This is a genomic window from Tamaricihabitans halophyticus, from assembly GCF_004340875.1.
GTDB classification, from domain to species: domain Bacteria; phylum Actinomycetota; class Actinomycetes; order Mycobacteriales; family Pseudonocardiaceae; genus Tamaricihabitans; species Tamaricihabitans halophyticus.
In genome coordinates, this window is record NZ_SLXQ01000022.1 from 41,662 (window position 1) to 68,501 (window position 26,840).

General features: G+C 67.4%; 27 protein-coding genes and 1 pseudogene. 9 read left to right on the top strand and 19 right to left on the bottom strand.

Features of this window, described 5'->3' with window-relative positions; genetic code table 11:
• Nucleotides 1–24 precede the first annotated feature (24 nt).
• Nucleotides 25–1,074, top strand: coding sequence for a LacI family DNA-binding transcriptional regulator (locus EV191_RS27625; RefSeq protein ID WP_132880744.1), 1,050 nt, complete (start codon nt 25–27; stop codon nt 1,072–1,074).
• Nucleotides 1,075–1,089: 15 nt separating this feature from the next.
• Here EV191_RS27625 and EV191_RS27630 read toward each other — a convergent pair whose 3' ends face one another.
• Complete coding sequence (locus EV191_RS27630; protein WP_132880745.1) at nt 1,090–2,295, bottom strand: FAD-dependent monooxygenase; 1,206 nt, start codon at nt 2,293–2,295, stop codon at nt 1,090–1,092.
• A gap of 76 nt (nt 2,296–2,371) precedes the next feature.
• On the opposite strand from EV191_RS27630, the gene EV191_RS27635 reads away from it, so the two are divergent.
• The gene (locus EV191_RS27635) at nt 2,372–2,944 is read left to right on the top strand and encodes a TetR/AcrR family transcriptional regulator (RefSeq protein WP_132880747.1); all 573 of its coding nucleotides are present in this window, start codon (nt 2,372–2,374) and stop codon (nt 2,942–2,944) included.
• Here EV191_RS27635 and EV191_RS27640 read toward each other — a convergent pair.
• The 9 genes from EV191_RS27640 to EV191_RS27680 are packed head-to-tail and all read right to left on the bottom strand — an operon-like array spanning nt 2,918 to nt 11,572.
• Nucleotides 2,918–4,207 carry a TRAP transporter large permease gene (locus EV191_RS27640; protein ID WP_165913130.1) on the bottom strand — a complete coding sequence of 430 codons (1,290 nt, stop codon included), beginning with the start codon at nt 4,205–4,207 and terminating at the stop codon, nt 2,918–2,920. The genes EV191_RS27635 and EV191_RS27640 overlap by 27 nt on opposite strands.
• A 4-nt stretch (nt 4,208–4,211) precedes the next feature.
• The gene (locus EV191_RS27645) at nt 4,212–5,006 is read right to left on the bottom strand and encodes a creatininase family protein (protein ID WP_243659287.1); all 795 of its coding nucleotides are present in this window, start codon (nt 5,004–5,006) and stop codon (nt 4,212–4,214) included.
• Nucleotides 5,007–5,008: 2 nt separating this feature from the next.
• Nucleotides 5,009–5,584, bottom strand: coding sequence for a TRAP transporter small permease (locus EV191_RS27650; RefSeq protein WP_132880753.1), 576 nt, complete (start codon nt 5,582–5,584; stop codon nt 5,009–5,011).
• Nucleotides 5,584–6,636, bottom strand: coding sequence for a TRAP transporter substrate-binding protein (locus tag EV191_RS27655; protein WP_132880754.1), 1,053 nt, complete (start codon nt 6,634–6,636; stop codon nt 5,584–5,586). Before EV191_RS27655 ends, EV191_RS27650 begins: the two co-directional genes overlap by 1 nt.
• The gene (locus EV191_RS27660) at nt 6,633–7,154 is read right to left on the bottom strand and encodes a RidA family protein (RefSeq protein ID WP_207894780.1); all 522 of its coding nucleotides are present in this window, start codon (nt 7,152–7,154) and stop codon (nt 6,633–6,635) included. Before EV191_RS27660 ends, EV191_RS27655 begins: the two co-directional genes overlap by 4 nt.
• Nucleotides 7,151–8,107, bottom strand: coding sequence for an NAD-dependent epimerase/dehydratase family protein (locus EV191_RS27665; protein ID WP_132880758.1), 957 nt, complete (start codon nt 8,105–8,107; stop codon nt 7,151–7,153). The genes EV191_RS27660 and EV191_RS27665 overlap by 4 nt, the downstream gene beginning before the upstream one ends.
• Complete coding sequence (locus tag EV191_RS27670) at nt 8,104–9,240, bottom strand: mandelate racemase/muconate lactonizing enzyme family protein (protein ID WP_132880760.1); 1,137 nt, start codon at nt 9,238–9,240, stop codon at nt 8,104–8,106. The genes EV191_RS27665 and EV191_RS27670 overlap by 4 nt, the downstream gene beginning before the upstream one ends.
• Complete coding sequence (locus tag EV191_RS27675) at nt 9,237–10,883, bottom strand: thiamine pyrophosphate-dependent enzyme (RefSeq protein WP_132880762.1); 1,647 nt, start codon at nt 10,881–10,883, stop codon at nt 9,237–9,239. Before EV191_RS27675 ends, EV191_RS27670 begins: the two co-directional genes overlap by 4 nt.
• Complete coding sequence (locus EV191_RS27680) at nt 10,880–11,572, bottom strand: GntR family transcriptional regulator (RefSeq protein ID WP_132880763.1); 693 nt, start codon at nt 11,570–11,572, stop codon at nt 10,880–10,882. The genes EV191_RS27675 and EV191_RS27680 overlap by 4 nt, the downstream gene beginning before the upstream one ends.
• 74 nt (nt 11,573–11,646) lie before the next feature.
• Here EV191_RS27680 and EV191_RS27685 point away from each other — a divergent pair, with 74 nt between their 5' ends.
• Complete coding sequence (locus EV191_RS27685) at nt 11,647–13,113, top strand: aldehyde dehydrogenase (NADP(+)) (RefSeq protein WP_207894784.1); 1,467 nt, start codon at nt 11,647–11,649, stop codon at nt 13,111–13,113.
• A gap of 7 nt (nt 13,114–13,120) precedes the next feature.
• Here the strand turns inward: EV191_RS27685 and EV191_RS27690 are convergent, their stop codons facing one another.
• Nucleotides 13,121–14,107: a DMT family transporter gene (locus EV191_RS27690; RefSeq protein WP_207894786.1), complete on the bottom strand. Its 987-nt coding sequence runs from the start codon at nt 14,105–14,107 to the stop codon at nt 13,121–13,123.
• Between the two features lie 82 nt (nt 14,108–14,189).
• On the opposite strand from EV191_RS27690, the gene EV191_RS27695 reads away from it, so the two are divergent.
• From EV191_RS27695 to EV191_RS27710, 4 genes are all read left to right on the top strand, one after another.
• Entirely contained in the window at nt 14,190–15,080 is an 891-nt protein-coding gene (locus EV191_RS27695; protein ID WP_132880765.1) for a LysR family transcriptional regulator, read from the top strand.
• Between the two features lie 174 nt (nt 15,081–15,254).
• Complete coding sequence (locus tag EV191_RS30735; RefSeq protein ID WP_243659285.1) at nt 15,255–15,512, top strand: mycothiol transferase; 258 nt, start codon at nt 15,255–15,257, stop codon at nt 15,510–15,512.
• A 132-nt stretch (nt 15,513–15,644) separates the two neighbouring features.
• Complete coding sequence (locus EV191_RS27705; RefSeq protein WP_132880767.1) at nt 15,645–16,472, top strand: APH(3'') family aminoglycoside O-phosphotransferase; 828 nt, start codon at nt 15,645–15,647, stop codon at nt 16,470–16,472.
• A 151-nt stretch (nt 16,473–16,623) separates the two neighbouring features.
• Nucleotides 16,624–17,031, top strand: coding sequence for a hypothetical protein (locus EV191_RS27710; RefSeq protein ID WP_132880769.1), 408 nt, complete (start codon nt 16,624–16,626; stop codon nt 17,029–17,031).
• Nucleotides 17,032–17,089: 58 nt separating this feature from the next.
• Here the strand turns inward: EV191_RS27710 and EV191_RS27715 are convergent, their stop codons facing one another.
• The 6 genes and pseudogenes from EV191_RS27715 to EV191_RS27740 form a co-directional block, all read right to left on the bottom strand.
• Nucleotides 17,090–18,316: an NlpC/P60 family protein gene (locus EV191_RS27715; protein ID WP_132880771.1), complete on the bottom strand. Its 1,227-nt coding sequence runs from the start codon at nt 18,314–18,316 to the stop codon at nt 17,090–17,092.
• 33 nt (nt 18,317–18,349) lie between these two features.
• Complete coding sequence (locus tag EV191_RS27720) at nt 18,350–18,664, bottom strand: hypothetical protein (protein ID WP_132880772.1); 315 nt, start codon at nt 18,662–18,664, stop codon at nt 18,350–18,352.
• A gap of 319 nt (nt 18,665–18,983) precedes the next feature.
• Nucleotides 18,984–19,946 (bottom strand): sphingomyelin phosphodiesterase, encoded by a 963-nt coding sequence (locus EV191_RS27725; protein WP_132880774.1) that lies wholly within the window; start codon nt 19,944–19,946, stop codon nt 18,984–18,986.
• Nucleotides 19,947–19,969: 23 nt separating this feature from the next.
• On the bottom strand, nt 19,970–21,991 hold the full coding sequence (locus EV191_RS27730) for a neutral/alkaline ceramidase (protein ID WP_132880776.1): 2,022 nt from the start codon (nt 21,989–21,991) through the stop codon (nt 19,970–19,972).
• Nucleotides 21,992–22,309: 318 nt separating this feature from the next.
• A pseudogene (locus tag EV191_RS27735) lies at nt 22,310–22,519 on the bottom strand (hypothetical protein); the annotation flags it as partial.
• Between the two features lie 520 nt (nt 22,520–23,039).
• Complete coding sequence (locus EV191_RS27740) at nt 23,040–23,894, bottom strand: NAD(P)H-binding protein (RefSeq protein WP_132880779.1); 855 nt, start codon at nt 23,892–23,894, stop codon at nt 23,040–23,042.
• Nucleotides 23,895–24,048: 154 nt separating this feature from the next.
• Here EV191_RS27740 and EV191_RS27745 point away from each other — a divergent pair, with 154 nt between their 5' ends.
• Both EV191_RS27745 and EV191_RS27750 read left to right on the top strand, forming a co-directional pair.
• Nucleotides 24,049–24,438, top strand: coding sequence for a hypothetical protein (locus EV191_RS27745; protein WP_132880781.1), 390 nt, complete (start codon nt 24,049–24,051; stop codon nt 24,436–24,438).
• 94 nt (nt 24,439–24,532) lie between these two features.
• The gene (locus tag EV191_RS27750) at nt 24,533–25,342 is read left to right on the top strand and encodes a hypothetical protein (protein WP_207894788.1); all 810 of its coding nucleotides are present in this window, start codon (nt 24,533–24,535) and stop codon (nt 25,340–25,342) included.
• Nucleotides 25,343–25,395: 53 nt separating this feature from the next.
• On the opposite strand, the gene EV191_RS27755 is transcribed toward EV191_RS27750, so the two are convergent.
• Together EV191_RS27755 and EV191_RS27760 are read right to left on the bottom strand one after the other, a co-directional pair.
• Complete coding sequence (locus EV191_RS27755; protein ID WP_132880782.1) at nt 25,396–25,890, bottom strand: dihydrofolate reductase; 495 nt, start codon at nt 25,888–25,890, stop codon at nt 25,396–25,398.
• Nucleotides 25,887–26,684: a thymidylate synthase gene (locus EV191_RS27760; protein ID WP_132880784.1), complete on the bottom strand. Its 798-nt coding sequence runs from the start codon at nt 26,682–26,684 to the stop codon at nt 25,887–25,889. Before EV191_RS27760 ends, EV191_RS27755 begins: the two co-directional genes overlap by 4 nt.
• Nucleotides 26,685–26,840: the final 156 nt, after the last annotated feature.

Here is a 26,840-nt window from a genome sequence, read left to right on the forward strand (position 1 = left end):
CGAGGAACCGAACAGGCTGAGTGGATGGGCACGGAGCGAGCGGGCAGCCAGCGCCGCGGGATCGGGGTTGTCGAGATCGCCCAGTCGCTCGGAGTCTCCACGGCTACGGTGTCTCGGGCACTGAACGGCAGCGACAAGGTGCGCCCGGAGCTCGCCGACCGGATCAGGGAGTTCGCCGATGCGCACGGATATGTCGCGAACCGGCATGCGCGTGCGCTGTCGGCCACCACCAGTCGCGCCTTCATCGGGTTCGTCATCCCCTATGTCGATACGCCGGCGTTTTCCACCGTCGCCGCCGAATGCGGTAGACGGCTCGCCAGGGACGGTACCCAGCTGATCCTCACGATTACCGAGAACGATCCGGAACGCGAGCTCGACCAGGTAAAGGAGCTGCGGGGGATTCGGACGGCAGGAATTGTCATCTCGCCGACCCCGGGAATCCTGGACGAGACCAAGGAACTGCTCGGCTCGGTACCGGTCGTCGAGTTCCATCGTCGTAGCGGATTGGCTATTCCTGGCGTCTTCATGGATGACCGCAAGGCCATGGCCGACGCATTCGGGCGGCTGACTGAACTCGGGCATCGCCGTATTGGCTACATCGGCACCACCCAGGACCTTTCCAACGGCATCGCGCGGCAGGACGGGATTCGGGATGGCATGCGACTCGCCGGACTCGATGCGACCGATGTCCCCACGCAACTGGTGGCACCGGTGGAAAGTGCCGGATTCGAGGCGGCCACACGCTTGCTGGAGATGCCCGACCGGCCAACCGCCCTGATCGTGGGTGGCGGCACGCTCTCCTTGGGCGTGGCCGACGCGGTGCGTCAATCTGGCATCGAGGTTCCCCGGGACCTTTCGTTGATCGTCTACGGCGACCCTCGCTGGTTCGCGCTGCACAAGCCGCCGCTTGCCACCATTTCCGCGCCGTACGACCAGCTCGCCGACCACGCGGTCGGCCTGCTGCACGATGCGCTGGACGGCACCTCGGCGGATGGTGGCGCGGCGGTGCGAATGATCACCCCGATCCTGCGCCCGAATGGCTCGCTCGGCCCGCCACACCAGCACACTCCGTGATCGCGTTCGTTAAGGTTAGCGAGGTGGAGGGAGCTCGAAGGTGGACAGCGCTTTGGTCGCGCCGGGTGCCGCGCCAAGGCGACGCCGGATAGCGGCTGGTAGCCACGGCAACAGTCGCATGCCCGCCGCGTTCGCCCACACCTGCGCGCGTGACTGTGGAATCCCGCTACGCAGCAGCTTCGGCGCGACGGCCCGGCAGCGCAGCACGTAGTCGCGGATCTGATCCTCATAGGCGGCGAACGCCGCGCGGTGCTCGCCTTCGGCGTCCGCAAGTGCCCTGGCGAGTACGTAGGCCGAGGCCGCGGCCAATGTCGTACCACCGCCGACGGCGGGGCCAGGCGAGAAACCCGCATCGCCGACCAGCGCAACCCTCCCTCGTGACCAGGAGTTCAGCCGGATCTGGCTGATCGAATCGAGGTAAAAGTCGTCCGTGTCCGCCAGGGCGTCCAGCAACCGGGGTACCTCCCAGCCGACATCGGCGAACTCCTGGCACAGCACGCGTTTCTGTGCGGCGAGGTCTTCGCGGTCGTACCGCAGCTCAGTGCGCCGGCGGAACAGCATCAACACCCGCGCCTCGTCGGTGTTCGGCACCCGGTACATGGCTACCAGGCGACCGGGCGCGTTGAACAGCACAACTTCATCGGAAAGATCCCGGTAGTTCGGCACCGTGAACACGGCGAGATAGCCACCGAGATACCGCAAGAACCGGTTTTCCGCACCGAAGGCCAGCCGCCGCACGTTCGAATGCAGCCCGTCCGCCCCGATCACCAAGCCAAATCTTCCGGTGCGCCCGCTGTCGAACGTCACGTCGACACCATCGTCGTCCGCGTCGAGCGAGGCGATCGAGTCACCGAAGGCGTACTCAACGGTCGACCGCGTGGCCTCGTGCAGAATCTCGGCGAGGTCGCCGCGCATGATTTCGACGTGCCGGGCGGTACCGGCGTCCTCGAGGAGCATCGAATGGTCAACCTCGACGGTCGATTTACCCGGCCGTTCGAGCCGCAGCCGCGTGGACTGGGTGGCCTTCTCCCGGACGGCGTCCGCGATACCCATCCGTTCGGCCACCGCCATACCCGGCGCGAACAGATCCACCGCATGCCCGCCGGTGCCGACCCTCGGTCGTGCGGCTCGCTCGACGACCAGCGGGGTGTACCCCGCTTTCGCCAACCAGTAAGCCAGCACCGGACCGGCCACACTGGCACCGGACACCAGAACGTGCACATACACTCCATTCGTTGACCTTCCGGTAAGTAAACCGATGACCGACCGGTAAGTCAATGCCTTAGAGTGGACAACCGTGCCGCGACCACGAACGAGTGAGACCAGACAGCGCATCCTCGATGCCGCGCTCGAACTGTTTCTCGAGCAAGGGGTGCAACAGACCAGCTTGCGGCAGATCGCCGACCGGCTGGGCCTGACCAAACCCGCGCTCTATTACCACTTCAGTTCGCGCGAAGATCTGCTGAACAGCCTGCTACAGCCGCTTGTCGCGGATATCGACAGCGTGCTCGCCGAGGACGAACACGGGACAACCTCGGACCCGCGCGACTTGCTCGGCAGGTACTTCGACGTCTCCTACCGGCACCACGCACTGACCACACTGATGTTGCACGACCTACCGACGCTCAACGAGCTGGGCTACATCGACCAGGTGCTGACCTGGCGGCGCCGGCTGGTGGCGGTGCTCGCCGGTCCGAACGCCGGGGTGGCCGAGCGCGCACGAGCGATCGTCGCGCTGGGCGGGCTCGCCGACTGTCTGGTGCTTTTGGACGACGTCCCGGAGCACGAACTGCGCGCGGCCGCGCTCGACGCGGCCTGCGCCGCACTCGGCAGCACCTCCGGGTCAGCCGCCGAAGAACAGCCCCGGTAGGAAGGTCACCACGGGCGGCGCGAGGATGACCACCAGTAGCGCCACCAGCAAGCCGCCGAGAAACGGCCATACCTCACGGAGCAGGCTGGCGAACGACACCTTGCCGATCTTGGTCAACACGAACAGCAGTGCACCAACAGGCGGGGTCAGCAGACCGATCATCAGGTTCACCACGGTCGCCACGCCGAAGTGGATGGGATCGATACCGAGCTCGGTGGCCACCGGCATGAGGATCGGCAAGAAGATCAGAATAGCCGGTACCGCATCCAGCACCATACCGATGAGCAAGAAGAACAGTGCCGCGAGTAAGAAGAACAGGAGCGGACCCATGTCCACTCTGGCGACCGCCGCCGCGACCTGATCGCCCACCCGCTGTGCCGCGATGATGAAGGTGAAACCGCCGACCGCGGCGAACAGCATCATGATGGTCGAGGAGAAAACGCTGCTGTCGCGCAGCATCGCGGGCAGCGCACGCAGGCTGATCGTGCGATAGAACAGCCCGAGCACGAGCACGTAGAAGGCCGCGATGATGGCGACCTCGGTGATCGTGACGAATCCGCCGATCACGCCGACGATGATGAACACCGGCGCGCCGAGCGCGGGCAACGCGCGCAGGAACAGTACCGGCAACGGCCGCGCCGCCTCGGCCGGTACCGTGGCCGGGCCGGGCAGCTTGCCGCGCCGCGCCTGCAACGCCACGGTGCCGAACAGCACGATGGCCATCAGCACGCCGGGCCCGATTCCGCCAATGAACAGCTGGCCCAACGACATCGTGGTGACCAGCGACACGAACACCAGCGGCACACTGGGCGGCATCACCGGGCCGAGTACCGCCGCGCTGGCGTTGACCGCCGAGGAAAACGCCGGCCGGTAGCCGTTGTCTCGCATGGCCGGCAACGTTGCCGACGAGACCATCGACGCGGACGCGGGCGCCGAGCCACTGACACTGGAAGCGAAAGCGTTCACACCGACCACGACGTGCGCGAGTCCACCCCGGAACCGGCCGAAGAAGAACATCAACAGCTCGACGATCCGTTGCGTCAGGCCAGCACGCGACATCAACTCGCCCATCAAGATGAAGAACGGAATCGCGAGCAACTGGGTGGCCCCCACTCCCGAGGCCATCTGAGTAGGCAGCACGGTTGCCGCGCCGAGACCGGTGACGGCCAACGTAACCAGCGCCGAGGCCAGCATAGCCACGAAAATCGGCGCGCCGAGCAACATCAGGCCAAAAAGGACGCCGAAAAGCAGGATGAGTTCCACGTCGCTACCCTCCGACTTCCGGGGACCCGACTGGTCCGGTTGCCCTGCGCGGGCGTGCCGCGAAGTCGCGGACGAACTCGGCGGTCCGCGATACCGCCGCACCCACGATCTCCGCGCCGATCTCGGTGGATGCCAGGGTCGCATCGCCGAACACCCCGTTGCGGGTACGGGAAGCGAAGCTGCGCGCGGTCACCAGCGCGTGCGGCCGGTAATTGTCCTCATAGGACCCGTAATCCTCGATCAGTTCGCCCGGCTGGGGATTCGCGGCGACGAGATTCGGATCCAGCGCCATGGCCACGCTGGTCTCGATCTCGCAGCCGTGCCCCCACCGCTCGGTCTTGCGATGCTTGGCGATCACGTCGGCTGCCTGCGTCATCCAGAACGCGGATGCCGCCTCGATGCCCAGGTCATAGGTCAACTCGGTGACCAGTACGCCGAGGACGTTCTCGTTGCCGCGATGCCCGTTGACGAACACGAGCTTCTCGATGCCGTGTTTGGCAAGGCTTGCCGCCACATCCTTGACGACGGCCATGAAGGTCGTCGCCGAGATATGCAGGGTTCCCGGGAAGCCGAGGTGGTGTCCGGAAAGCCCGAACGGCAACGGGGGGACCACTACCGCGTCGGGCGCGGCGGCACCGGCGACGCGATGGGCGATCTCCTCGGCCACCCGCCAGTCGATCCCGGTAACCAGGTTCGGCCCATGTTGTTCGGTCGCGCCAACCGGAAGTAGCGCCACCCGTGCCGCCCTCAGCACCTCGGCGGCTTGCTCGGTGGTCATCTGGTCCAGCCGAATCCGCATGGTCACGTCAGATTCCTTCCGTTGTCGCCCGAGTTCCCCGGCTGCTGGATCGCCGACCCCGTGGTGTCGACGGCTTCGTGGCCGTCCGCCTGCTCGAGCGTGGTTGGGATATGCGGCCGGGTGGACAGGCCGAACAGCAACACCAGCGCACCGAGCGCGGGTATGGCGAGAAACGCGAGACCGGTCGGCACACCGAGCTGGATGTACGGGATCTCCATCCGAGTCAGCGTCACGTACCAGCCGGAAACGAGGAGTACGAAGCCGATGCTCAGCTCGATCCCACGAACCAGGTAGGCGAAACCCCGCTGCCATCGCGCGGGGACGCGCTCGACGAGGAAGCTGGCCGCGATGTGGTCATGTTTCCCGTACGCGGCCGCGGCGCCGAGCATGATCATCCAGGAGAACAACAGCTGGTTGAGGTCACCGACCCAGGTCCAGCCACCGCTCACCTGCCGTGCCACGATCTGCGCGATATTCACTACGAAGATGACCCCGAACGCGGTTCCCGCCAACCAGGCGATACCGCGTACCAGCCGGTCGCGTGCGGCGGTGACGCCCGCCGTGGCCGCCGCGCTCATCAGGAATGCTCCGCGGCGAGCTGCCGGGTCTCGGCGAGCAGCCCTGCCGGCCACATCTCGCCATCGAACTGGTCGAACACTCCGGAAAGCGCCGTCCGGAAGGACTCGGTGTCCACCTCGACGATCTCCAGCTGGCCGCGCAAGGTGTTCCGCGCCTCGTCGAGCTGTTTGCTGACCTCGCCGGTGACAACCTCGCCCGCCGCCGCGGCTTCGGCCTTGATCGCTTGTTGCTGCGGGGCGCACAAGGAGTTCCACACCTGATCGCTGAAGTACCAAGCCTGTACGTCGCGGATGTAGTCCGTGGACATGAAGTGCGACTGCACTTCCATCAGGCTCTGGTTCACCATGGTGATCGCGCCGTTCTCCTGCGCGTCCACCACGCCCTGGTGCAGAGACAGATACAGATCGGAAAGCGCGACCACTTGCGGGCGCGCGCCAAGCGCGCGGGCGAACTCCTGCGGCATGGGCGCTTCGGCGATGCGCAGGTCCAGGCCACGCATATCGTCGGCGGTGCGCACCGGGCGATTCGCGCTGAGCGCACGTGGTTCCGCATCGCCTTCGGTTGCCACCACCCGTACGCCCGTGGCCTCCGCCGCATCGTCGATCAGTTCCTGGTATCGCTGGGTGTTCAGCACCGCGCGCAGCTGCTCATAGGAGTCCCACAGGAACGGCACGCTCAGTACGGTGAACGCCTCGGCGCCTTCCAGCGTCGGGTAGAGGCTGATGCCGTTGTAGAAGATGTCCACTTCCTGACCGGAGGACATTCCGGCGAACACATCGTTGGCATCACCGAGTTGACTGTTCGGGAAGACCTGCACGGTCAGCTGGCCGCCGGTCGCCCGCTGGACGGACTCGGCGAAGGTATTGGCGCCGATCGTGGTGGGATCGTCCTCGGCGCGGATCGTCGCGAGCCGCAGGGTGCGTTCGTCACACTCCCCGTTGCCACTCGCGCCGCTCTGCTCACCGGTCAGGAACGCGCAACCGCTGAGGCTGAGCATGGCGACCGCCGCGACCGCGCCGAGTGAACATCGGGCTGGTTTCCTCCGGTTCATAACTGGTCCACCCTTTCTGGCTCAGCGGTGTCGGCCACGGTGAAGATGAACTCGATCTCGACCGGTGAGCGGCGCGGTAGCGCGGCGGCGCCAACCGCCGACCGCGCATGCCGGCCACGCTCACCGAACACCGAACGCAGCAGCGCACTCGCCGCGTCGATGATCTTGGGCTGCTGGTGGAAGTCCGGAGTAGACGCCACGAAGCCGGTAACTCGGATGACACCGGTGATCCCGTTGATGCCGCCGACTTCCGCCGCCGCGCAGGCGATGCCTTGCAGGGTGCAGATCTCGGCCGCCGTCCTGGCGGTGTCCAGATCCACATCCTCGCCGCACCGGCCAGTTATCCGCACTTCACCGTCCTGTTTGGGCAGTTGGCCGGCGACGTAGAGAATGTGGCCGTCCCGCACCGCGGGCACATAGTCGAAGGATGGCCGTGCCGGCTCGGGCAGCTCGAGGCCAAGCGCGGCCAGCCGGGCGGCGGGAGTCTCGGGGTTGGTCTCGGTGGTCTGGTTGGTCACTGCGGGACTTCCTCTCGCGGTAGGTCGGGCTGGGATCGGGCGCGGCGCAGATAGCTCGTGGCTCCGCTGCTCGCGTCGGTGTACTGCGGAGTCCATCCGGTTGTGCTGCGCAGTAGGTGGTCATCAGTAGCGGGTAGATCCGGTGTGCCAGCGTCGGTTTCCCGGACGTCCACCGTCCCGTGCTTGGCGGACGCGGCGATCGCCATGGCCAACTCGGCGAGGGAACCGCGGTGGCCGACGACGTGGTAGCTGGCCGCCGGTTCCGGCGCGGCGAGTAGGGCGAGTACCGCCGCGGCGGCATCGTCCACATGCACCCAGTCCGCCGCACCTCGCCACGCGTCGATCGACGCGGGCGTACCGGCGGTGACCGCGTGCACCAGGTCGACGAGTTGCGCCTGGCTACCGCCGTACCAGCGGCCCGGGCCATACACCATCGGCAGGCGCAGGGAAACGACCTCGACGCCGAGCCGGCTGGCCAGGATCGGGCCGAACTGCTCGCAGGCGGCTTTGGTTACGCCATAGGCAGTTGTCGGGCGTAGCGGCGCGGATTCCTCGATCACGCCGGATTCCTTGATCTCGCTGGAGTACTCGGCCGCGGAGCCGTAGACGGTGGTCGATGAGGACCAGACGACCCTGCGGACGCCGTTTCGTGCGGCGGCTTCCACTACGCGGACGAATCCCGCGATGTTGGTCTGCACCGCGCTCACCGGGTCGGTATCGGCACCGGCAACCAGACCTGCCGAACCCGCGCCAGCCGCGGCGAGATGCACGATCGCGTCCGGGCCGCCAGCGAGCACCTGGTCCAGCTCGGCGGGATCACTGACGTCGAGCCCGCGCAGTTCCCCGGACGGCCGCACATCGGTCCCGAGCACCGCGTGCCCGGCGGCGGTGAGCGCGGAATGCACCGCCCTGCCGAGAAAACCGGACGCGCCGGTGACGACAACCTGATTCATCGGTCCTCCCGCAGCAGTTCGACGGCCTGCTCGTCAACCTCGACGCCAAGGCCCGGGCCGGAGGGCACCGCGAGGACGCCGTCCTTCGGCCGCATCGGTTCGGCCAGTAGCCGTTCGCGCAGCGCGTTGTCGCCGCGGTCCAGTTCCAACCACAGCGGGTCGGGCACGTTGTTGGTATGCGGATAGGTCGGTACCGAAGCCAGCAGTTGTACCGCGGCTGCCAGCGCTATCCCGCCACCCCAGACATGCGGTGACACCCGTACTCCCCAGGTCCTCGCGAGCTCACAGACCACCTTGGCCTCGCCGAGCCCGCCCACCTTGGTGATATCCGGTTGCACCACGTCGACCAGCCGTTCGGTGATCAGCCGGCGGAACGGGGCTCGGGTGTAGAGCGCTTCCCCGGTGGCCAGCGTGATGTCCAGCCGGCGGAGCAGCGTCAACCCCTCGACGTCTTCGGGGGCTAACGGTTCCTCCAACCATGCGAGGCGCGCATCGGCCATCGCGGCGGCGGAAACGCGCGCCTGGTCGGCGGTGTAGTTGCCGTTCAGGTCCACCATCAGTGCTCGATCCGGGCCGAGTACCGCACGTGCGGCGTTCGCCCGTGCCGCGTCCTCGGCCGGACCGAAACCGCATTTGATCTTCGCACCGGCCAGGCCCGCGGAGAGCTCGGCCAGTTCTTCGGTGAACCGGCCGATATCCCGGTCGGCCCGCGCGTATCCACAGGAGGCGTACGGCGTCACGGATTCCCGCGCCCGCCCACCGAGCAGGGTTGCCACGCCGGCGCCGAGGGTTCGGCCGAGCGCGTCCCATAACGCGACTTCCACACCCGAAACGGCGGCCGCGTGCAGCCCGCCACCTCGGTGATAATGCTGTTGTAACTGCGCGGCGACGAACGGGCCCGGAGCCTCGATCGGGGTTCCGGGTAGCGCCGCGGTCAGCTCCCGGATCAGCGGAACCACGGCCGAGGTGGGGCCGAATGCCTCGCCCCAGCCGACGACGCCGTCGGTCGTTTCCAACCGCACCAGGGTGGTTTCCCGTGCGGGCACCAGCCCGCGCGCGGAACCATAGGGGGCATCGCCGAGCGAGTAGCGCAGCGGGATGACATCGATCTTGCCGACTCGTGCCGCGATCATCGGCGCGCCGCCGCGATCGCGCGCAGGGATTTGCCCGGTGCGATTACATCCGAGTCGGTTCGCGCCACCAGTACGGCCGGGCCCTCGTGTGCCCACAGCTCGCGCGCCGCGTCCGGCAGTCCCGCTGCGTCGTCCACCTCGATGCCGTGCGCGCCAAGCGATCGAGCGAGACCAGCGATATCGACGGGATCGATGCCACAACCGCTGACCTGATTGCCCGCCATCGCCTGATGCATCGCGATGGTGCCGTACAAACCGTTCTGCAGCACCAGCAGCTTCACCGGGGCGCCGATTCGTACGGCGGTCTCCAGTTCCACCGCGGTCATCAGGAAACCGCCGTCGCCGGCCACGCCGAGCACCGGACGGTCCGGGCGGGCCAGTGCGGCGCCGATCGCACCGGGCACGGCATAGCCCATCGCGCCGGAGATCGGTGCGGCCTGGGTGCCCTGCTCGCGAAACACCCACTGCCGGTGCAAGTAAACGGAGAAGTTGCCGGCATCGTTGACCACGACCGTGCCGGGCTCCGCCGCGTGCTGTACGGCGTCGATGACCATGCCCGGATGCAGTCCAGTCTCGCCCGGTGCGGCGGAAGCTTCCGCGATGCGCCGGTAGGTTTCGTGGCCCCAGCGCCACCACGCGTCCTTTTCGGCCACCTCGACCTGGTCCGCGACGGCGAGCAACTGGGCGCAGAGCACGCCCGGGTCAGCGGCCACGGCCAGCTCGGCCCGCTGGTGCACGCCGAGCACGGCGGGGTCCGGATGGACGTGCACGACCGTCGAGCCGGCGGCGGGCATCGTGTAGCCCTGGGTGGTGGTCTCGTCCAACCGCTCGCCGAGCACCAGCACCAGATCGGCTTCGGCCAGGGACGCCAACGATTCCGGTGGCGCGCCCAGCGTGAGGTGACCGAGGTAGTGCTCGTCGTCGTTCGGGAAGCAATCCTGCCGCCGGAACGCCGCGTAGACACCGAGCCCGAAGGCCCGCGCGAGGGCGGTCACCTCGGTGGGCGAGCTGCCCTGTCCGGCGATCACCACGGGTTGTTTGGCCGCGGCGAGCCGGCGTGCGATCTCCAGTACGTCCGCGTGCTCGGCGGCGCTGGCCCGTGCGCCCAGCAGTGGCGCCTGCGGTGCGCAGCTTCCGTCGAGTACATCCGAAGGCAGGGCGACCGCGGCGGGGCCGCGGCGTCCGGTACTCGCCCTTGCCAGTGCCCTGGCCACCGTCTGCGCCACCCGGTCGGAGCGCTGCACGGTGGCCGCGAAGGTGGTGATCTCGCCGAGGAAACTGGGCAGATCGACTTCCTGGAAGCCCTCATTGCCGAGGTAGGTGGTTTCCACCTGGCCGAGCAGCGCCAGCATGGGGGTGCTGTCCTGCCGGGCGGTATGCAGGCCGATCGTCAGGTTCGCCGCGCCCACTCCTCGGGTGGCCATCACGACGGCGGGTACCCCCGTCAGTTTCCCGTCGGCTTCGGCCATGAACGCGGCGCCGGATTCGTGGCGGGTCGAGATCAACCGCAACTCGGGATGCCGTTCGAAGGCCTCGAGCAGGGGCAGAAAGCTCTCCCCTGGGACCGTGTACGCCCGGCGGACGCCGGCCTCGACCAGCAGGTCGGCTACCGCGTCGGCCGCCGGAATCATGTCGTCGCTCATTGGGTGTCCCCCTCGGTGTCGTGTTCGGACCGCAGCCTGTCGAGTACCCCGTCGATATGCGCGGTGACCTGTAGTGCCACCTCGTCCGACGCCCCACGCGCGATTGCCTCGACCATCCGGCGGTGATCGTTGTTGGATCGCTGGGCCTCGATGATCGGCCTGCCCTGGTAGTGCCGGGAGATCTGGACGTGCGCGTGCAGCGAGTCGAAGGCGTTCAACAGGAAGCGATTGCCGGAGCTCTGCACGATCAGCCGGTGGAAGCGCGCGTCCGCCGCGTTGAACCGCTTGACGTCGAGTTCGTCGGCGTCGGCCAACTCGGCCATCTCGTCGACGGCCGCGCGCAGCGCGCCCAGCGTCGCCTCGTCGCACACCCTGGCCGACTGTTTTGCCGCTGCGCTCTCGATGACTTCCCGCGCCAGGAGCAGCTGCGTCAGCTCCGCGTAGTCGAGTAGTTCGCTCACCCGGAAGCCGCGATACGGCTCCGCGATCACCAGATCCTCGGCCACGAGGCGGTTCAGCGCTTCGCGTACGGGAGTCGGGCTTACGTCGAATTCCGCGCTGCACCAGTCGATCTGGAGGCGTGCACCGGGTTGGAGTTCGAGGTCGATGATGCGTGCGCGCAGGAGTGAGTACACCCTGTCGCTCATCGCGTTGCGTACCGGTGGCACGGCCGCATCCGGGTTGGTCATGGATTATATATAAACTACGATCCTGCGAAGAGTCAACGGATGGCACAGACACGGCTGCTACGCGGAGGTACTGCATGACCGAGGACCAGAAAATGACCACTGACCAGGAGCTCGACGCCGCCGTACAAATCGCGAAGACGGCTTTCGAGGCGGCAGCGGAGGTCGCACCAGCTGACCGAGCTCAGTGGCTGATCGCGGTGGCCGACGAGCTGGACGCGCACGCCGAGGAACTGGTCCCGCTGGCGATGGCGCAGACGAATCTCCCCGAACCACGGCTGCGTGGCGAGCTTGCCCGCACCACGTTCCAGCTGCGACTACTGGCCGGGGAGATCCGCACGGGCGAGCAGCTGGACGCCAGGATCGACCATGCCGACCCGGACTGGGGCATGGGTCCCCGACCCGATCTGCGGCGGGTCAATGTGCCCTTGGGCGTGGTCGCGGTGTTCGGCGCGTCGAATTTCCCGTTCGCGTTCAGCGTGCTCGGCGGTGACACCGCCGCGGCGCTGGCCGCGGGGTGCGCGGTAGTGCACAAGGTGCACGAGGCGCATGCCGAGCTGGGCACCCGTACCGCGACGGTCGCCGCGCGCGCACTCGAGCGGGCGGGCGCGCCGGCCGGACTGATCGTCGCCGTGACGGGGCGCCGCGCCGGCGAACGACTTGTCGAGCATCCGCTGGTGCGCGCGGTTGGTTTCACCGGATCGACCAGGGTTGGCCGGATGTTGTTCGACCGGGCAAGCAGTCGACCCGAACCCATTCCGTTCTACGGCGAGTTGGGCAGCGTGAACCCGGTCTTCGTGACCGAGACGGCGTGGCGGGAGCGCGGACCCAAGATTCTGCGGGACTACCTGGGCTCGGTGACGCTGGGCATGGGCCAGTTCTGCACCAAGCCAGGTTTGCTGTTCGTGCCACGGCTCGACGCCGAGGCCACCACGGTGCTCGCCGAGGCTGCCGGCGCGGCGAGCCCGATGCTCAGCGAGTCCATCGCGTCCAGCTTCCACGCCGGGCTGGCGGCGGCACGCGAGGACGGTGAGCTGACCGAGCTGCTTTCCGGCGGTGGATCGGAGCTGGCGCCGGAGCCGACCGTATTGGCCACGACCGCCGCGCATGTTCGCGGCGCACCCGACATCCTGCGCACGGAGATCTTCGGACCGGCCAGCGTGATCGTCGAATACGAGTCGGAAGCCGAACTCCTCGCGCTCGTCGAACTACTCGAGGGGCAGTTGACCGCGACGATCCACGACGCCGAAGGCGAGTACCACCCCGAGCTCCTTGCCGCGCTGCAAGCCAAGTCCGGGCGGCTCATTCACAACGGCTGGCCGACCGGGGTGAGTGTCACGCACGCCCAACAGCACGGCGGGCCGTATCCGGCCACCACCGCGCCGACGACCACCTCCGTCGGTACGGCGGCGATCAGCCGATTCCTGCGCCCGGTGGCCTACCAGGACTTTCCCGAGGGCTCGCTACCCGCGGCGCTACGCACGGACAACCCCTGGTCGATCACGCGCCGGGTCAACGGCGAACGACAACTCGCCGGCCGCTGAGCTTGCGTCATCGGCGGGTCGCGAGCACCACTCCGGCCAGGCAGAGCGCCCCGCCGAGCAACGCAAGCGGTGCGGGGACTTCGCTGAGCAACACCCAGGACAGCAACACGGTGACCGGCGGGATCAGATAGGTGGCGGCTGTGGCACGCCCAGCCGTCCACCTGGAAATCACGTAGCCCCAGGTCAGGAAACCGAGCGCGGTGGGGAAAACGCCCAGGTACAGCACGCCGAGTAGCGATCCCGTTGGCGCCGCGGCGAGTTCCCGCACCAGCTCTGGCGCCCACGGAAGTAGCGCTACGGTGCCCGCGAGCGCACCGAGCCAGGTCATCGTGGTGGCCTCAACCCGAGGGAGCAGGCGCTTCTGCAGGAGCACGGCCGCGGCGTAGAGCAGCGCGGCGAGCACCGCGAGGACGACGCCGAGGCCGTCGACATGCCCGGTGAACCCGGTGGCCGCGATCAGCGCGACGCCCAGGAAGGCGACGGCCACGCCGATCCCGAGTCGGCGCGTCAACCGCTCGCCCAGCACCGCGATGGCGCTCACCGCGACCAGGATCGGCGCCGTGGCCACCAGCAGTGCCGCCGTGCCCGCGTCGACCAGTCGCTCAGCGGCGTTGAGTGCGACGTTGTACGCGCCGAACCAGGCGACCCCCCATCCGATGACCAGGCCGAGGGTGCGTCCTCTCGGCAACCCACGGGCTGGCGCCGCGCGATAGCCGTGTCGAGCACGCAGTGCCAGCGAGCCGATCACCAGGCTGAGGACCAGCGAGGCGGCGATCATCCGGCCCAGCGCGAGCGCGCCGGGCGAGAAGTCGTGACCCGCGAAGCGAATGCCGACGAACGCCGATGCCCAGAGCACGATCGTGGCACCGGCCGCGCTGGCCGTCGCCACGCCCGCTGGCTTACGCCGGGCGGCCGGCGCCTCGGGCGGCTCCCGGTCGGCGAGCGTCTTCGCTGGCGCGGGTGTGCCATCGGCAAGGCAGTCGTTGCTGGTCATGACCCAATCCTGACGATATCCACACTTCAGCACCAGCGATTATTTCTGCATCATTGTTCAGTCTCGCTGTATTGTCAGATGCATGCTCGATGTACACCGCCTTCGGGTGTTCCGCTCCGTGGTCGCCTCCGGTTCCGTGCAGGCCGCGGCCACCAATCTCGGCTACACGCCGTCGGCGGTGAGCCAGCATGTCACGGCGTTGCAGCGGGAAACCGGGCTGACGTTGCTGACCCGGGTTGGACGGGGACTACAGCCGACGGCGGCGGGTAACGCGCTCGCCGCCGAGGCGGACCGCGTGCTCGCACGGGTTGGCGCGGCCGAGGCGCTGGTCGCGGATCTGCGCTCGGGTCGAACCGGTTCGCTGTCGCTGGCGTACTTCGCCTCGGTCGGCGCGGCATGGATGCCGCATGTGGTCAGTCGAATCACCAGCGAGCTGCCGGGAGTCCGGCTCGGACTGAGCCTGCGCGAGTACATTCCGGACACACCCGAGCAGCGCCCGGACATTCAGGTCGCGGTGCTGCGTTCAGAAGCCCTTGGCGGCGGCGGTTTTACCGCGCATCACCTGCTCGACGATCCCTATGTCGCCGTGCTACCCGCTGGACATCGCCTGGCGGGCAAGGAAGAGGTCGACCTCGTCGAACTTGCCGAGGAGCGTTGGGTGGACAACGACGTCGCGCGCGGCTGGTGTCGCAGGAACCTACTGGAGGCCTGTAAGGCCGCGGGGTTCAGCCCGACGTTCCATGTGGAGGCGCACGACTACCCCACCGCCCTCGCTTTCGTCGAGGCGGGGATCGGGCTGACCGTGCTGCCCACCCTGGGTACCGCGCAGCTACCGGACGGCGTGACGTGGGTACGGGTCGCGCGGCCAACGCCGATGCGGTCGATCTACGCCGTCGTGCAGAACGCCGCGGCGCAGATTCCCGCCGCCAGGGTCGCGCTCACCGCCCTCCGCGAGGCCGCCGACCAGATCTGACATCGCCGCGAGAGGCCCAGCATGTCGGTGCTCGGCAAATAGGCTCACCGCGTGGACGATCGGGAACCCGTCGAGCCGGACACCGCCGCCGAGCTTCGGCGGTACCTACAGGCGGCACGGGACAACGTCGTGTCCTCTTTGGACTCATTGAACGAGTAGGATATTCGCCGCCCGATGACGGCGAGTGCCACCAATCTGCTCGGTCTTGTCAAACACCTCGCGGGGATCGAGTTCGGCTATCTTGGCGAATCCGTTGGCCGGCCGCCTCCGGTTCGACTGCCCTGGGTTGCCGACGGATCGATCTGGGCTGGCGCCGATATGTGGGCTGCCGCCGAGGAGAACAGCCGTGACCCTGTGGCGCTGTATCAAACCGCGTGGCAGCACTCGGACCAGTCGATCGAGCGGCTGGGTTTGGCCGCGCCCGCGCAATGATCGACGGTCGCGCGGGCAATGATCACGATGAGCTTGGCGACGCGGGATGGTGGGTGACTCATCGGCAACGGGTACAGGAGGCGGCACGGCGCCACCGGTAGCGGCCGACCGTGGCTCTGGCCGCCGACTACGATGATCACCGTGGCTGAGTCACCGGTTCGCGCATGGGAGCACTTGCTAGGCCCCGCCGCCCCGCACGAATGGACGCGCGTAACGAATGGCGAGTCCGGCGCGGATGTTCTCCGCAGCACCGATGGCGCGCGGTACGCCAAGTGTGTGCCGGCCGGACAACAGGATCTGCTGGCCGAGGAACGAGATCGGGTTGCCTGGTTGAGCCAGCGCGGTATCCCGTGCCCCACGGTGCTCGACTGGACGGCCGACGCCACCGGCGCATGCCTGCTCACCAGCGCCGTCCAAGGGATACCAGCCGACAGCGTGTCGGCAACGGAGCTGTGGCGGGCGTGGCCGTCCATTATCGAGGCCGTGCGCGAGTTGCACGCGCTGCCCAGTCATGACTGCCCGTTCCACCGAGATCTGCGGCGGATGTTCGCTGTCGCCGAGGATGTCGTCGCGCGGGACGCGGTCAATCCGGAGTTCCTGCCGGTCGAGCAGCAGCAGATGCCTGGGCGTGACCTCCTCGCCAGGCTCGCCGCGCAGCTCGATGATCGTCTTGCCGAAGAACCCGCGGATACCGTCGTCTGTCACGGCGATCTGTGCCTGCCCAACATCATCCTGGATGCGGACACGCTCAGCTTCGCGGGATTCATCGACCTTGGCCGCCTCGGTCGCGCCGACCGGTATGCCGATATCGCCTTGCTGCTCGCCAATTCCCGAGAAGTCTGGTCCGAGGAGAATCTGGCCAGGCGCGCCGATGACGCTTTCGCCGCGGACTACGGCGGCACGCTCGATCGCGACCGGCTGCGGTTCTATCTGCACCTGGATCCCCTCACCTGGGGTTAGGGCACGCTGCTTGCGCCCGAAGCCAGGACGGCGCGCGGCTGAGGCGGTAGCATGATCCAGGCCAGCTGGCCGATCGGCGGATCCGCTCGCCAAGCGAGGACGGTCCGCTGTGCACAGCCGAATCGCTGTCCTGCTATTGGGAGGTAGCTTGATGAACACCCCGTCCGCCGAATCCCCTCGGTCGCTGGACACCACCGATCCGGCCCGCGCGGCGGTACTCCAGGCGGCCACCGGTCCGCTGGACGAGGTCTTTGGGGATCGTGTTCGGCTCGAGGTCGACAACGTCAACCGCATCGGCGCCTGGGTCTTCGTGCGCGGAACGATGCGCGACGCTGGCGGCGGTGGTCCGTACTACGCCGGTTCTTCCTATGAGGCACGTCGAGCCGACGGCGCGATGTCCGATGTCTATGCCGCGCTGCTCAGGAAGACCGACAACACGAGTACCGACAACGACGCCCGGGCATGGCAGCTGTCCGACTACGCCATCGGCCCCACCGACGTCGCGTGGTTGCCCTGGTCGAACAAGCACTCGACACCCCGAAGCCTGTTCGAGCTCTGACCCTGTTCTTGTTTTGCCACGATCCGGCCCGGGTCGCTGAACTCGGGCCGAGTCAGGCTCAGCCGGCCGGCGGGGTCAGCACCTCTACGAGGCCGTCGCCACCACCCATGCTGATCTGCTGGGAACCGTCCGGGTTGATGTTGTTCGAACCGATGAACTGACCGTCGCCGGCGTACATCACGACGTGCCCCCCGCCGTTCGAAACCACCACGTCACCGGGCTTCGCCTCGGACAGCGGGACCGATTGCCAGCCGTCCGCCTTCAGGTTGGACGACAGCTCCGAAACCGAGGCGCTGGCCTGCTCCATATCGATCAGGCCGGCCGCTTCCAGACAGCCGGAAACGAAGTTCGCGCAGTTGACGTTGTTGGGTACCCAACCCTCCATGGCAGGCAGCTCACCGGTGCCCTTGAGATCACCGGCATTGCGGCCGAGGAACTGCTCGGCGATCTTCGCCGGGTTGTCGCCCCGGGCGTCGATTGGCTTGGCTGGCTTGCCATCCCCCGGTACTCCGGAGGATGCGGAGCCAACGGGGCCCCCACCGCCGCTACTGCTACCCCCAGTATCGCCGCCACTGCTGGTGGTGGGTGGCGCGGGGCCGCCACCGCCGACCGGGCTCGAACCGGCATTCTGCGGTGTGGTGGATCCGCTGGTATCGGCGGGCAACATCTCGATGAAGCCGCCCTCGATTTCCATCCCCAGCGGTTTGAGGAGATCGTCGATCTGTTTCTCGGCGGTTTCCAGCGCCTGTTCGATCTCCTTCTTCTTGCCGTTGGAGTCGGTCTCGTTGAGCTGCCGAAGGCGTTCGATCTCCGAGGCGGCGGACTTGATCTCGTTCTCGTCCTCAGAGTTGTTCTTCCGCTGCCGGGCGGCACCGATCAACCTGCGGTTATCCGCGTCATTGTCGTTGGCTTGTTTAGCCAGATCGGCGACCTTCTTCTTGACGTTGTCCAGAATGTCGGAAACGCGATCCAGGGCCTTCTTGGCGGCCTCGGCTTTGTCACTGACCTTGTAGCTGGACTTGCTGAGTTGCTCAAGGTGGTTCGCTACGGCCTCGGCGTCCTTGCCACCCCACTGACGTAGCACATCGTCCTGAAAGACCTTGAGTTCATCACCGAGGTCATTGGTGCTGGTCGCGGCCTTGTTGACCTGGCCAGCCTGCTCGTTAACCGCGCCCGCATTGAGCTGTTCAGCGTCTTTGGCCCGACTATCGATGGCATCCATCGCGGCCGGTCGGTCAAGCGAAGGGTCGTCGAGCGTATCTACTTGCGGTTCTGCGCTAGTCATCGGCAATTCCCCTGATTCCCGTCCTCATCCCGGTCAAGCACGTTCGGGGTTGCCCCCACCGAAGGTGCGCACGCCCTCGTCCTCGTCGTTCCGCATGCGCTCGGCAGCCTGCTCAAGCGCTTTGGCCGCGGCGTCAACAAGCCGCGCGGCTGCACCCATCTGGGTGTTCACGCCCTGGTAAAAGGCCTGCGTGGTCGAATCCGCACTGGCCGCGTTACGCAAGTTGCCGTACGCGCCCCCTGGATTGCCGTCGCCCAAATCGGTGCCCGTTTGATTGAAGCTTTCCTTGAGCTTGCCGATCTTGGTGGCAAGCGCGGCAATCTCATCCGGGTCGAATTGACGACTCATCGGCGATCCCCTCCCAGTGTTGACACCTTGGTGTTAGATGTCTAGGGGCGGCCTTTGGTTCCAGCGCCGCCCCGGCAATTACCGGCCCGTCTTGTTCCACCGCACAGTGTATGTGTTTGCGCACGTCGATGCGCGCGTTTCCGACAACTCACCCGCGCGAGGTGCGCACACGGCACCGGTAAGGCGTCGATGTGGATGGGACCACGGTTCGGTTGGTGACCCCGACAATCTCGCTAACCTCTAAAGAACGCGAACACGGAACGTCACCAAACCCACCGCGCCCAGTGACCGCAAGCCCCCTTGAAGACCGCGGTTCAGTTCAGAAGGTGACGGTGGCCCGGACCGGGTAGTGATCGGACGGGAAGGCTCCGTTGTCGTAGCCGACCTTCGAGACGGGCCCGACGTCGGCTAGCGGGCGTCCGCTGCCGCCAAGCGCGCCGATGTAGTCCAGCGAGTCGCGGTAGTCCGGGTCGACGGACTCCGCGGCCCTCGAGTTGGTGAGCGCGTCGTAGGTGTATTCGCCCTCCGGCGAGGTACGCAGGACGCCGTTGATCGCCGCCTCCGCTTGCTGGATCTGGGTACGGCCCTGCTCGTCCTTGCGGTCCTGGCCCGCCCAATACTCGACGTTGAGGTCCGCGCCGAGCACGACCGGGTCAGCTGCGGGCACGTGCCGCGCGACCAGATCGCTGAGCTCGCCGAGCTGCGCCATCCGGACCTCGTGCGCCTTGGGTAGCGTCTCCGACCCCTCATCGGCCTGCAAGTGAGTTCCGGTCACCCACAGCGGCCTGCCATCGACGTCGATCCTGGCCAGCGCCGCTCCCTTGTTCGCGTAGTAGTCCGCGGTGCCTCGGTAGGATTTCCGGAACACCAGCTGGTGGGACTCGGTGATCGGGCGCTTCGACAGCACGGTCACGCCGCCGTTGACCACGAATGGTGATTTCGAACAGTCCCCCTCCACAGTGGACCAACCCGGTTCGGTCGAGCAGTACTGCCCGACCAGCGGGGTTCGATATGGCCAGACGTCGACGAGGCGTTGCCGTAGCGATTCGGCCTGCTTGCTGAATGCCTCCTGCAGCACGACCACCTCGGCGTCATTGGCGCGGATCACCTGCTCGGCAGCCTGCGCGCGAGCTTCCTTGTCCGTCGGGTTCTGCCCGGCGATCCCCGGTAGCTGCCAGAGATTCAAGCTCAGCACCGACACGGCAGGCGCGGCAGCCGCCTGGATGGGCGCCATGGCCAGTGCGGCGCCGACAAGCGTGACAAGCGCGGCGAGTCTGCGCATGAGCCGTCCTTTCTGCTGCCAGGTCAGGAAACCACGAAGGCGCGGGAAGTCCCGGTGAACGCACTGATATGCCCGTTCCAGCCGTTCTTCCAGTTTCCGAAGTGCACCACGCGGTACTTGCCGGCAGGGGTGTTCGCGGGGATATCCCAGGTAACGGTGGCTTGCGATTGGGCAACGAGCTTCCGCTTCCAATGGAACTTCGTCGCCCAGTCGCCGTCGTCGGCGTGCCGGACCCACTTCCCATCGGTGAACCGCTGGATCTCCAGGAACGTGCCACCGCGCCGCAAGTCGTTCTTCGGATGCCCGGTGACGAAGGTGACGGCGACCTGCTCCCCGCGCCGGTAGGTGGCTTTCGCTTCGGTGACGACATCGCCGAAGCTCTTCAGTGCCGGAGCGCTGTCGGCCACCACCCCCGGTTGAAGGTTGATGAGCTTTCCACGCAGGTCGCGCGGGACCGGTCCGCGTGGCACGGACGTCCCTGCCCGGATCGCGGCCGCGAGCTTCGCGAACTCCTGCTGGTAGGCGGGCAGCGTGTAACGGCCAAAGAGTGTCGACGCGCCTTCGTACTGCTGCGAGTCATACTCCTCTGGCGTCGTCACATACTGACTGTAGGCGTTGGCGTAGCCCTGGATCAGGACGTTCTCCAGCGGTACGCTAAGTTCGGCCGCGACGGTACGGCGAATCCGGAGTCCAGCGACGATGGTGTACTCGGCGGGCCCTGCCACCAAGTACAACTGTCCTATTCGGATAATCTGGAGCGGAAGGATCTCTGGCGCCCACGGGTATGGCTTCATCGCTCCAAATGGGACGGCGACCACCTTGGGCTCCTGCGCGCTCGCGAGTTCGCGCGGGACGGGCGCGTCGATCCCGCCAAGCCAGTCGATGAACGGGTTCTGCACGCCCTCGGACAGGGGCAGGCCCGCTCCGTCCTCTTTGCTGCCCGCGAGCATCGACACGCCGATCGCCGCGGTGCAGGTCCGCTGCGGGCGCCCGTTCGGCGTGTACTTCGCGTCGACGGCGACGTCGGACATGTCGACGTAGCACATGCGATGGTCGACCCCGCCGACGATGCCGTCACCCGCGGCGTCGAACGCGCGTTTCGCCGCCTGGAACTGGAGCTCGCCGATCCGCCGGGTGTTCTCGAACTCCGTTTCCGCGGTGCCCGGCGTGAGGTTCAGGTTCGGGGTCATATCCCCGGAGTTGGTCTGCGCGAACGCCGCGACGAAGCCAGGAGCACCGTCCAGGTAGCGAACGCCGGCGTGGTCGTGTTCCCAGGTGTAGGCCGCGTATCCCTTGTTGTCGCCGCTGATCAGCCGGTTCCCGTTGCTCATCGACGTGCCGTGGGTGGCGAACCAGGCGATCGCGCCGACGTCCGTGTCACCCTGCCGGAACCGCAGCACGGTCACCGCGGGATCGATAGCCTGCGGGAAGTGATCCCGATCCGCCCGGGGATTGAGCTCGAACGCGGTGCGGGAGCGGTTCACGCTCGCCTCGGTGAGCTCGGCGCGGCCAAGGCTGATCGAACCCGGCGACAGACTCTCGTGCGCCTGCGTGATCGCGTCGACGATCCCATCCACCACGGCGTTGTAAACCTGCTCCTGGAATCCGAGGGTTGCCAGGTCGTAGGCGGCGTAGTGCGAGTCGCCGCCGCAGGCCGCATGCGTGTGAGTGGCATTGAGCAGGACGTTGTCCTCGGTGTAGAGGTCCCCGAACGTCGCGGTGAGTTTTCGCAGCACGCCCTGATGCACGGACTGGAACAGCGCACCGAGATCGGCGGTGACGAACGCGATCCGGCGCTGACCGTCGGCGATCAGGAACGCCCGCGCGCGGGTGCGCAGGTGGATGCCCGCGGTCTGCTGCTGCGGCATCGAGTAGCCCATCATGCCGTTTTCCGCGGCAGGGCCGGTGACGTCGGCGATGCCGACGCCGACCAGGAACTCGCCGCCTTGTTCGGCGGCAGCGAAGCCAGGCGCCGCACCGAGGAGACCGGTGGCGAGCGGAACCGCGGCGGCTCCGACCAGGACATGCCGACGGCTCACCGGCATCGGCAACTCCTCCCACTAACGTGAATTGATTTCGCGTTATCCGAACAGTATGTGCCACCCTTCACTCTGGCAACTGGCTACCGAACCGAGATCTTTGGGGATCTTGCGGTTCGGGTCGATTCATTCCCCGAAACCCAAGCCATGCAGATAGTCCACCAACATCGCTTGTGAGCCGCGGATGTGGTCGCGCTGCCCGTCCTCGGATGATGTGGTCCAGTACGACCGCGTGCTCCTCGACGTAGAGCGCCCGCAGGGCCTCCGGCGAGCGGACGGCGAGCCGCACCGTGTCCTTCGGGAAGTAGCGGTGCAGATCCTGGATCATCCCACCGAGCCGTTGGTTCCCCCGGCATTGTGGACGATGTCGTGGAAGGCGTCGTTGAACTGGCGCAGGCACTCGCCGACCTCGGGTTCATCTGGACTGTCGAGCTTCGCGACGGCGACCGGCACGACCTCGACCAGCGCCTCATGCGCTCGTTCCAGCCGCGCGATCATCTCGGGGTCACGCGAACGGGCCGCCAGCTCAGCGGCGAAACCTTCGAGTTACGCCCGCACCTGGTAGACGTCGTTGAGCTCGCCAAGCGTGGGCCACCGGCAGCACGTTGGTGCCGGGGCCGTACCTGATGGTATAGGCGGTCTTCGGCCTGATCGCCGCGTTCTCCATGCGGGAGACCGTGGGCACCCCGTTGCTGCAGAAGGAAGATCTGCCAACCGAACACCGCGTCGAAACCTGAGCCTGAGCTTCGATCGGGTGGACCTTGGGGAGCTTTTCGAACACGAAAGACCAGGTCGGCCACTCGAAGACCCACTAGGAAAGCTGCCCGACCTGATCGCGCATACCGCGCCATCACCGTTACGGCCAACTCCCCGGTGAGCCCCTCAGCATCGGCCGCAACACCGGATAGGTACCGGATAAGTACAGGTCCGTCACGGCGAGAGCGGTGACGCCGGGCAGATTCGACGTTCTCTCATGCATACACGGCTGAGGTGCACATGCGACGACGGCAGCCGGACGCACCAGGACTCGGCAGCACCGGCGACGGGCGGCGCTTCAGACGGTCACGCCTTCCTCGAGCCGGGCCCTGACGCCGGCGGGTTCACGGTCGAGGAGCTGGGTCAGCAGCGGACTGGTCTCGGCGAAGTAGCCGGCCCGACTGGCCTCGTAGAAGGTGAGCAGCAGCCGCGCCATCTGCTCCGGGACGCCTCGTGCGATCTGGTCAGCAACCCACTGTTCGTCGCCCGGGACGACACGGCTGATCGTGCGCCCGGTGAGTTCCGAGGCGATCCCGGCGACATCGTCGAAGGTGACGGCACGCGGCGCGGTCAGATCGACAGCGCCGTCGAAGGAAGGCCGGTCCGCGAGGACGATCGCCGTGGCCTCCGCGATCTCGTCTCGATCGACGTACGGGACGGGGCCGTCAGCGGGCTGGACGATCTGCCCGGTCTCCCGCCACGGGCCGAGCACCTGTTCGAGCGGACCGTAGGCCGCGTTGCGCAGCGCCGTCCAGTCGGCCGGCGACTCGGCGAGCATCGCCTCGGTCGCGAGGTGGAACTCCGACGGCGGGTACGGATTGCCGGGAGCGACACCATGCTGACTCGTGTAGACGATTCGCTCGGCACCGGCCGCGACGGCGGCCTCGATGGTGTTGCGGTGCAGGGCAACCAGATCGGCCGACGGGTCGTTGCCGGACACCAGCAGCACCTGCTCGGCTCCGGCGAACGACTTGCGCAACGCGGCCGGATCCGCGTACGACGCCTGCCGCACGCGGACACCGCGGTCGGCGAGGTGCCGCGCCTTGGTGGCATCACGGACGCTGACGCCGATCCGGTCGGCGGGCACGCGCTCGAGGAGGTGTTCGACGGTGGCACCACCCAGACCGCCGGTGGCTCCGGTGACAACGATCATGCTTGCGACCTTTCCCTCCGTACCCACATCCAGCCCGGGGATTGGGGATTCCGATAAATTGACTCGCCGAGTCAAATTCACTTCCGTTGACCACGGTAGGTAACATGACCCGTCGAGTCAACTTGTCGGTACGGCGAGACGGGAGACGGAGACGATGGCGGATACGGCCTCTTCCGAGCCTCGGCTGCGCGCCGGCACCAAGCGCAATACCGAGCAGATCCGCCGCGCCGCGATCGGCGCCTTCCACAGCCGTGGCCGCTCGGTACTGCTGGAAGAGGCCGCCAAGGTGGCCAGAGTCAGCAAGGGCACGATCTTCAACCGCTTCGGCGACCGGGTCGGCGCCGAGATCAACGAGGAACTCATCGCGACGGGCCGAGCCTCCGGCAGCCTGTGGCCGGAGCTGACGGCCAACGACCTGCAGGCACTGCCCCACGACACCGCGCTCGCCCTCAAGCACGGAACCCGCCCGGCGCGAGCCGACTGCGACCGCCGCACCACCTACCTGCTCGACGGCATCCTCGCGCATGGGCGCGACGGACAATGAGCGCGCCCGCACTGGCTTCCGACCAGCCGCCACGCCCCGCCGCCGGTGCACCCGCCACCGGCTGCTAGACACGGCCGCGGCGGAAGGAGTGGCGATGCCCGAACTGGGGGACCTGGCAATCAACCTCATCGCGAGCGTGATCGCCGGGACGGCCGTCTTCGTGTGGCAGCTGCTCCGGCGCCGCCGCCACCGGCAGCGCAGACGCCGGTTCTTCGGATTGGACACCCGCCGCAGTTGTGTGGTGTACATGCCGCGGCACGCCTCCGCCACGTCGGCGCTGAGTGTGCATCAACGGGACACGGCCGCCGCCGTCGAGATCGCGTCGGCAACACGGGAATGCGGCGCGGAGATCGAACTGATCCTGCCGTCACCGGATCAGCGCGTCCCGCAGCGTCAGCTGGGTAGCGACGCCGAATTCACGATCGGCGGCCCGGAAGCCAACCCGAGAATGGCGGCGCACCTGGAGACGTTCCTGCCCGGACTGAGCATGGACCCGTACGCCACGTCGGCGAACCTCGCGATCCGTGTCGGTGACGCGACCTTCGCGCAGCAGCCGGGAAAGGCGGAGCACGTGGCGGTCGCCAAGATCGTCACAGCGGACGGCGCGCCGGTGTTCGCCCTCTGCGGCCAGACGGCGATCAGCAACCACGCCGCGGCCCGGTACCTCTGCCGCGACTACCGCTCGCTGATGCGCAGGTACGGCACGAGCGGGCGGTTCTGTCTCGTCCTCAAGGTCGTCAACCCGTGGGCGTACGGAGAACGCAAGATCGAGCTGGTCGCCGACGTCACCGAGGACGCCTTCACCGCAGCGCCCAGGAACGAGACCACCCGCGGCGAGGTCTCGAAGCGCCATGCGGTCGCCGACCTGGACGGCCCCGGCGAGCCGTTGTCACCACCGTCGTAGCCGTGGTCAGAGCCGTGGCCGTGGCTCGCCGCCCGTCCGCCCCGGCCGGCGGGTCAGCCGGCTGCGCCGCTCGCCTGCCGCTCGCTTCGCTGCTGCCAGGTCAGGATCCGAAAGTGCAGGCCGGTCGACGACTCCTGCCACACTCCCACGGAGTCCGGCGCCCGGCCGACGTCCGGCGCGGTCGTGTCGCCGTCGAAGAGTTCACGGATCTCGGTGACCACGATCCGGTCCGCGAGCGGCAACGCCGCCCGGTACACCGCCGCCCCGCCCATGACCCACACGTCCCCCGACGCCGAGTCGAGCGCCTGGGACAGCTCGGGGAAGGTCTCCGCCCCCTCCTGCGGGGTACGGGACAACACGAGGTTGCGCCGGCCCGGCAACGGCCTGAACCGGGCCGGCAGCGACTCCCAGGTGCGCCGGCCCATCAGCACCGTCGATCCCGCGGTCAGGGAACGGAAATGCTTGAGGTCCTCGGGCAAGTGCCACGGCATGGTGCCGTCGCGGCCGATGACGCCGTTCGCCGACTGCGCCCAGACGAGCCCGATCACACCGCCACCGGCGCCTTGATGCCGGGATGTGGGTCGTAGCCGTCGATCCCGATGTGCTCGTAAGTGTAGTCGAACAGGCTTTCCGCCGGCTTCAGGCTGAGCGTCGGAAACGGCCTGGCCTGGCGGGAAAGCTGCCTGCGGACCTGGTCCTCGTGGTTGTCGTAGATGTGACAGTCACCGCCGGCCCAGACGAAGTCGCCGACGCCAAGGCCCACCTGTTCGGCGATCATGTGCGTCAACAGCGCATAGCTCGCGATGTTGAACGGCACTCCGAGGAACAGGTCCGCGCTGCGCTGGTACAGCTGACAGGAGAGTTCCCCGTCGGCCACGTAGAACTGGAAGAACGCGTGACACGGCGGCAGCGCCATCCGCGGGATGTCCGTGACGTTCCACGCGGACACGATGATCCGCCGGGAGTCCGGGTTCTCGCGCAGTGTGTGCAGCACCTCGCTGATCTGGTCGATGTGCCCGCCGTCGGGTGTCGGCCACGACCGCCACTGCACGCCGTAGATCGGGCCGAGGTCGCCGTCCGGAGCGGCCCACTCGTCCCAGATCGTGACGCCGTTCTCGCGCAGCCACGTCACGTTGGCATCGCCACGCAGGAACCACAGCAGCTCGTAGGCGACCGAGCGGAAGTGCACCTTCTTCGTCGTGATCAGCGGGAAGCCCTCGGACAGCCGGTAGCGCAGCTGGTGACCGAAGATCGACCGCGTGCCGGTGCCGGTGCGGTCCGCCTTGTGGGACCCCGTGTCCAGCACGTGCTGAAGCAAATTCTCATACTGCGTGTCCGGCATGTCATGAGCCTAACGGTCGGCTGCGGCCCGTTCACGCGCTCGCGGCTCGGGACCGCGTGCCCGGTCACTAGTGCACCCTCTTCTGTGCAGACGCCGAACCGGCGTGTGTGGTAGGAACCAGGCGGAAGCCGGGGTGACGGCCTAGTTCGGTCGCCC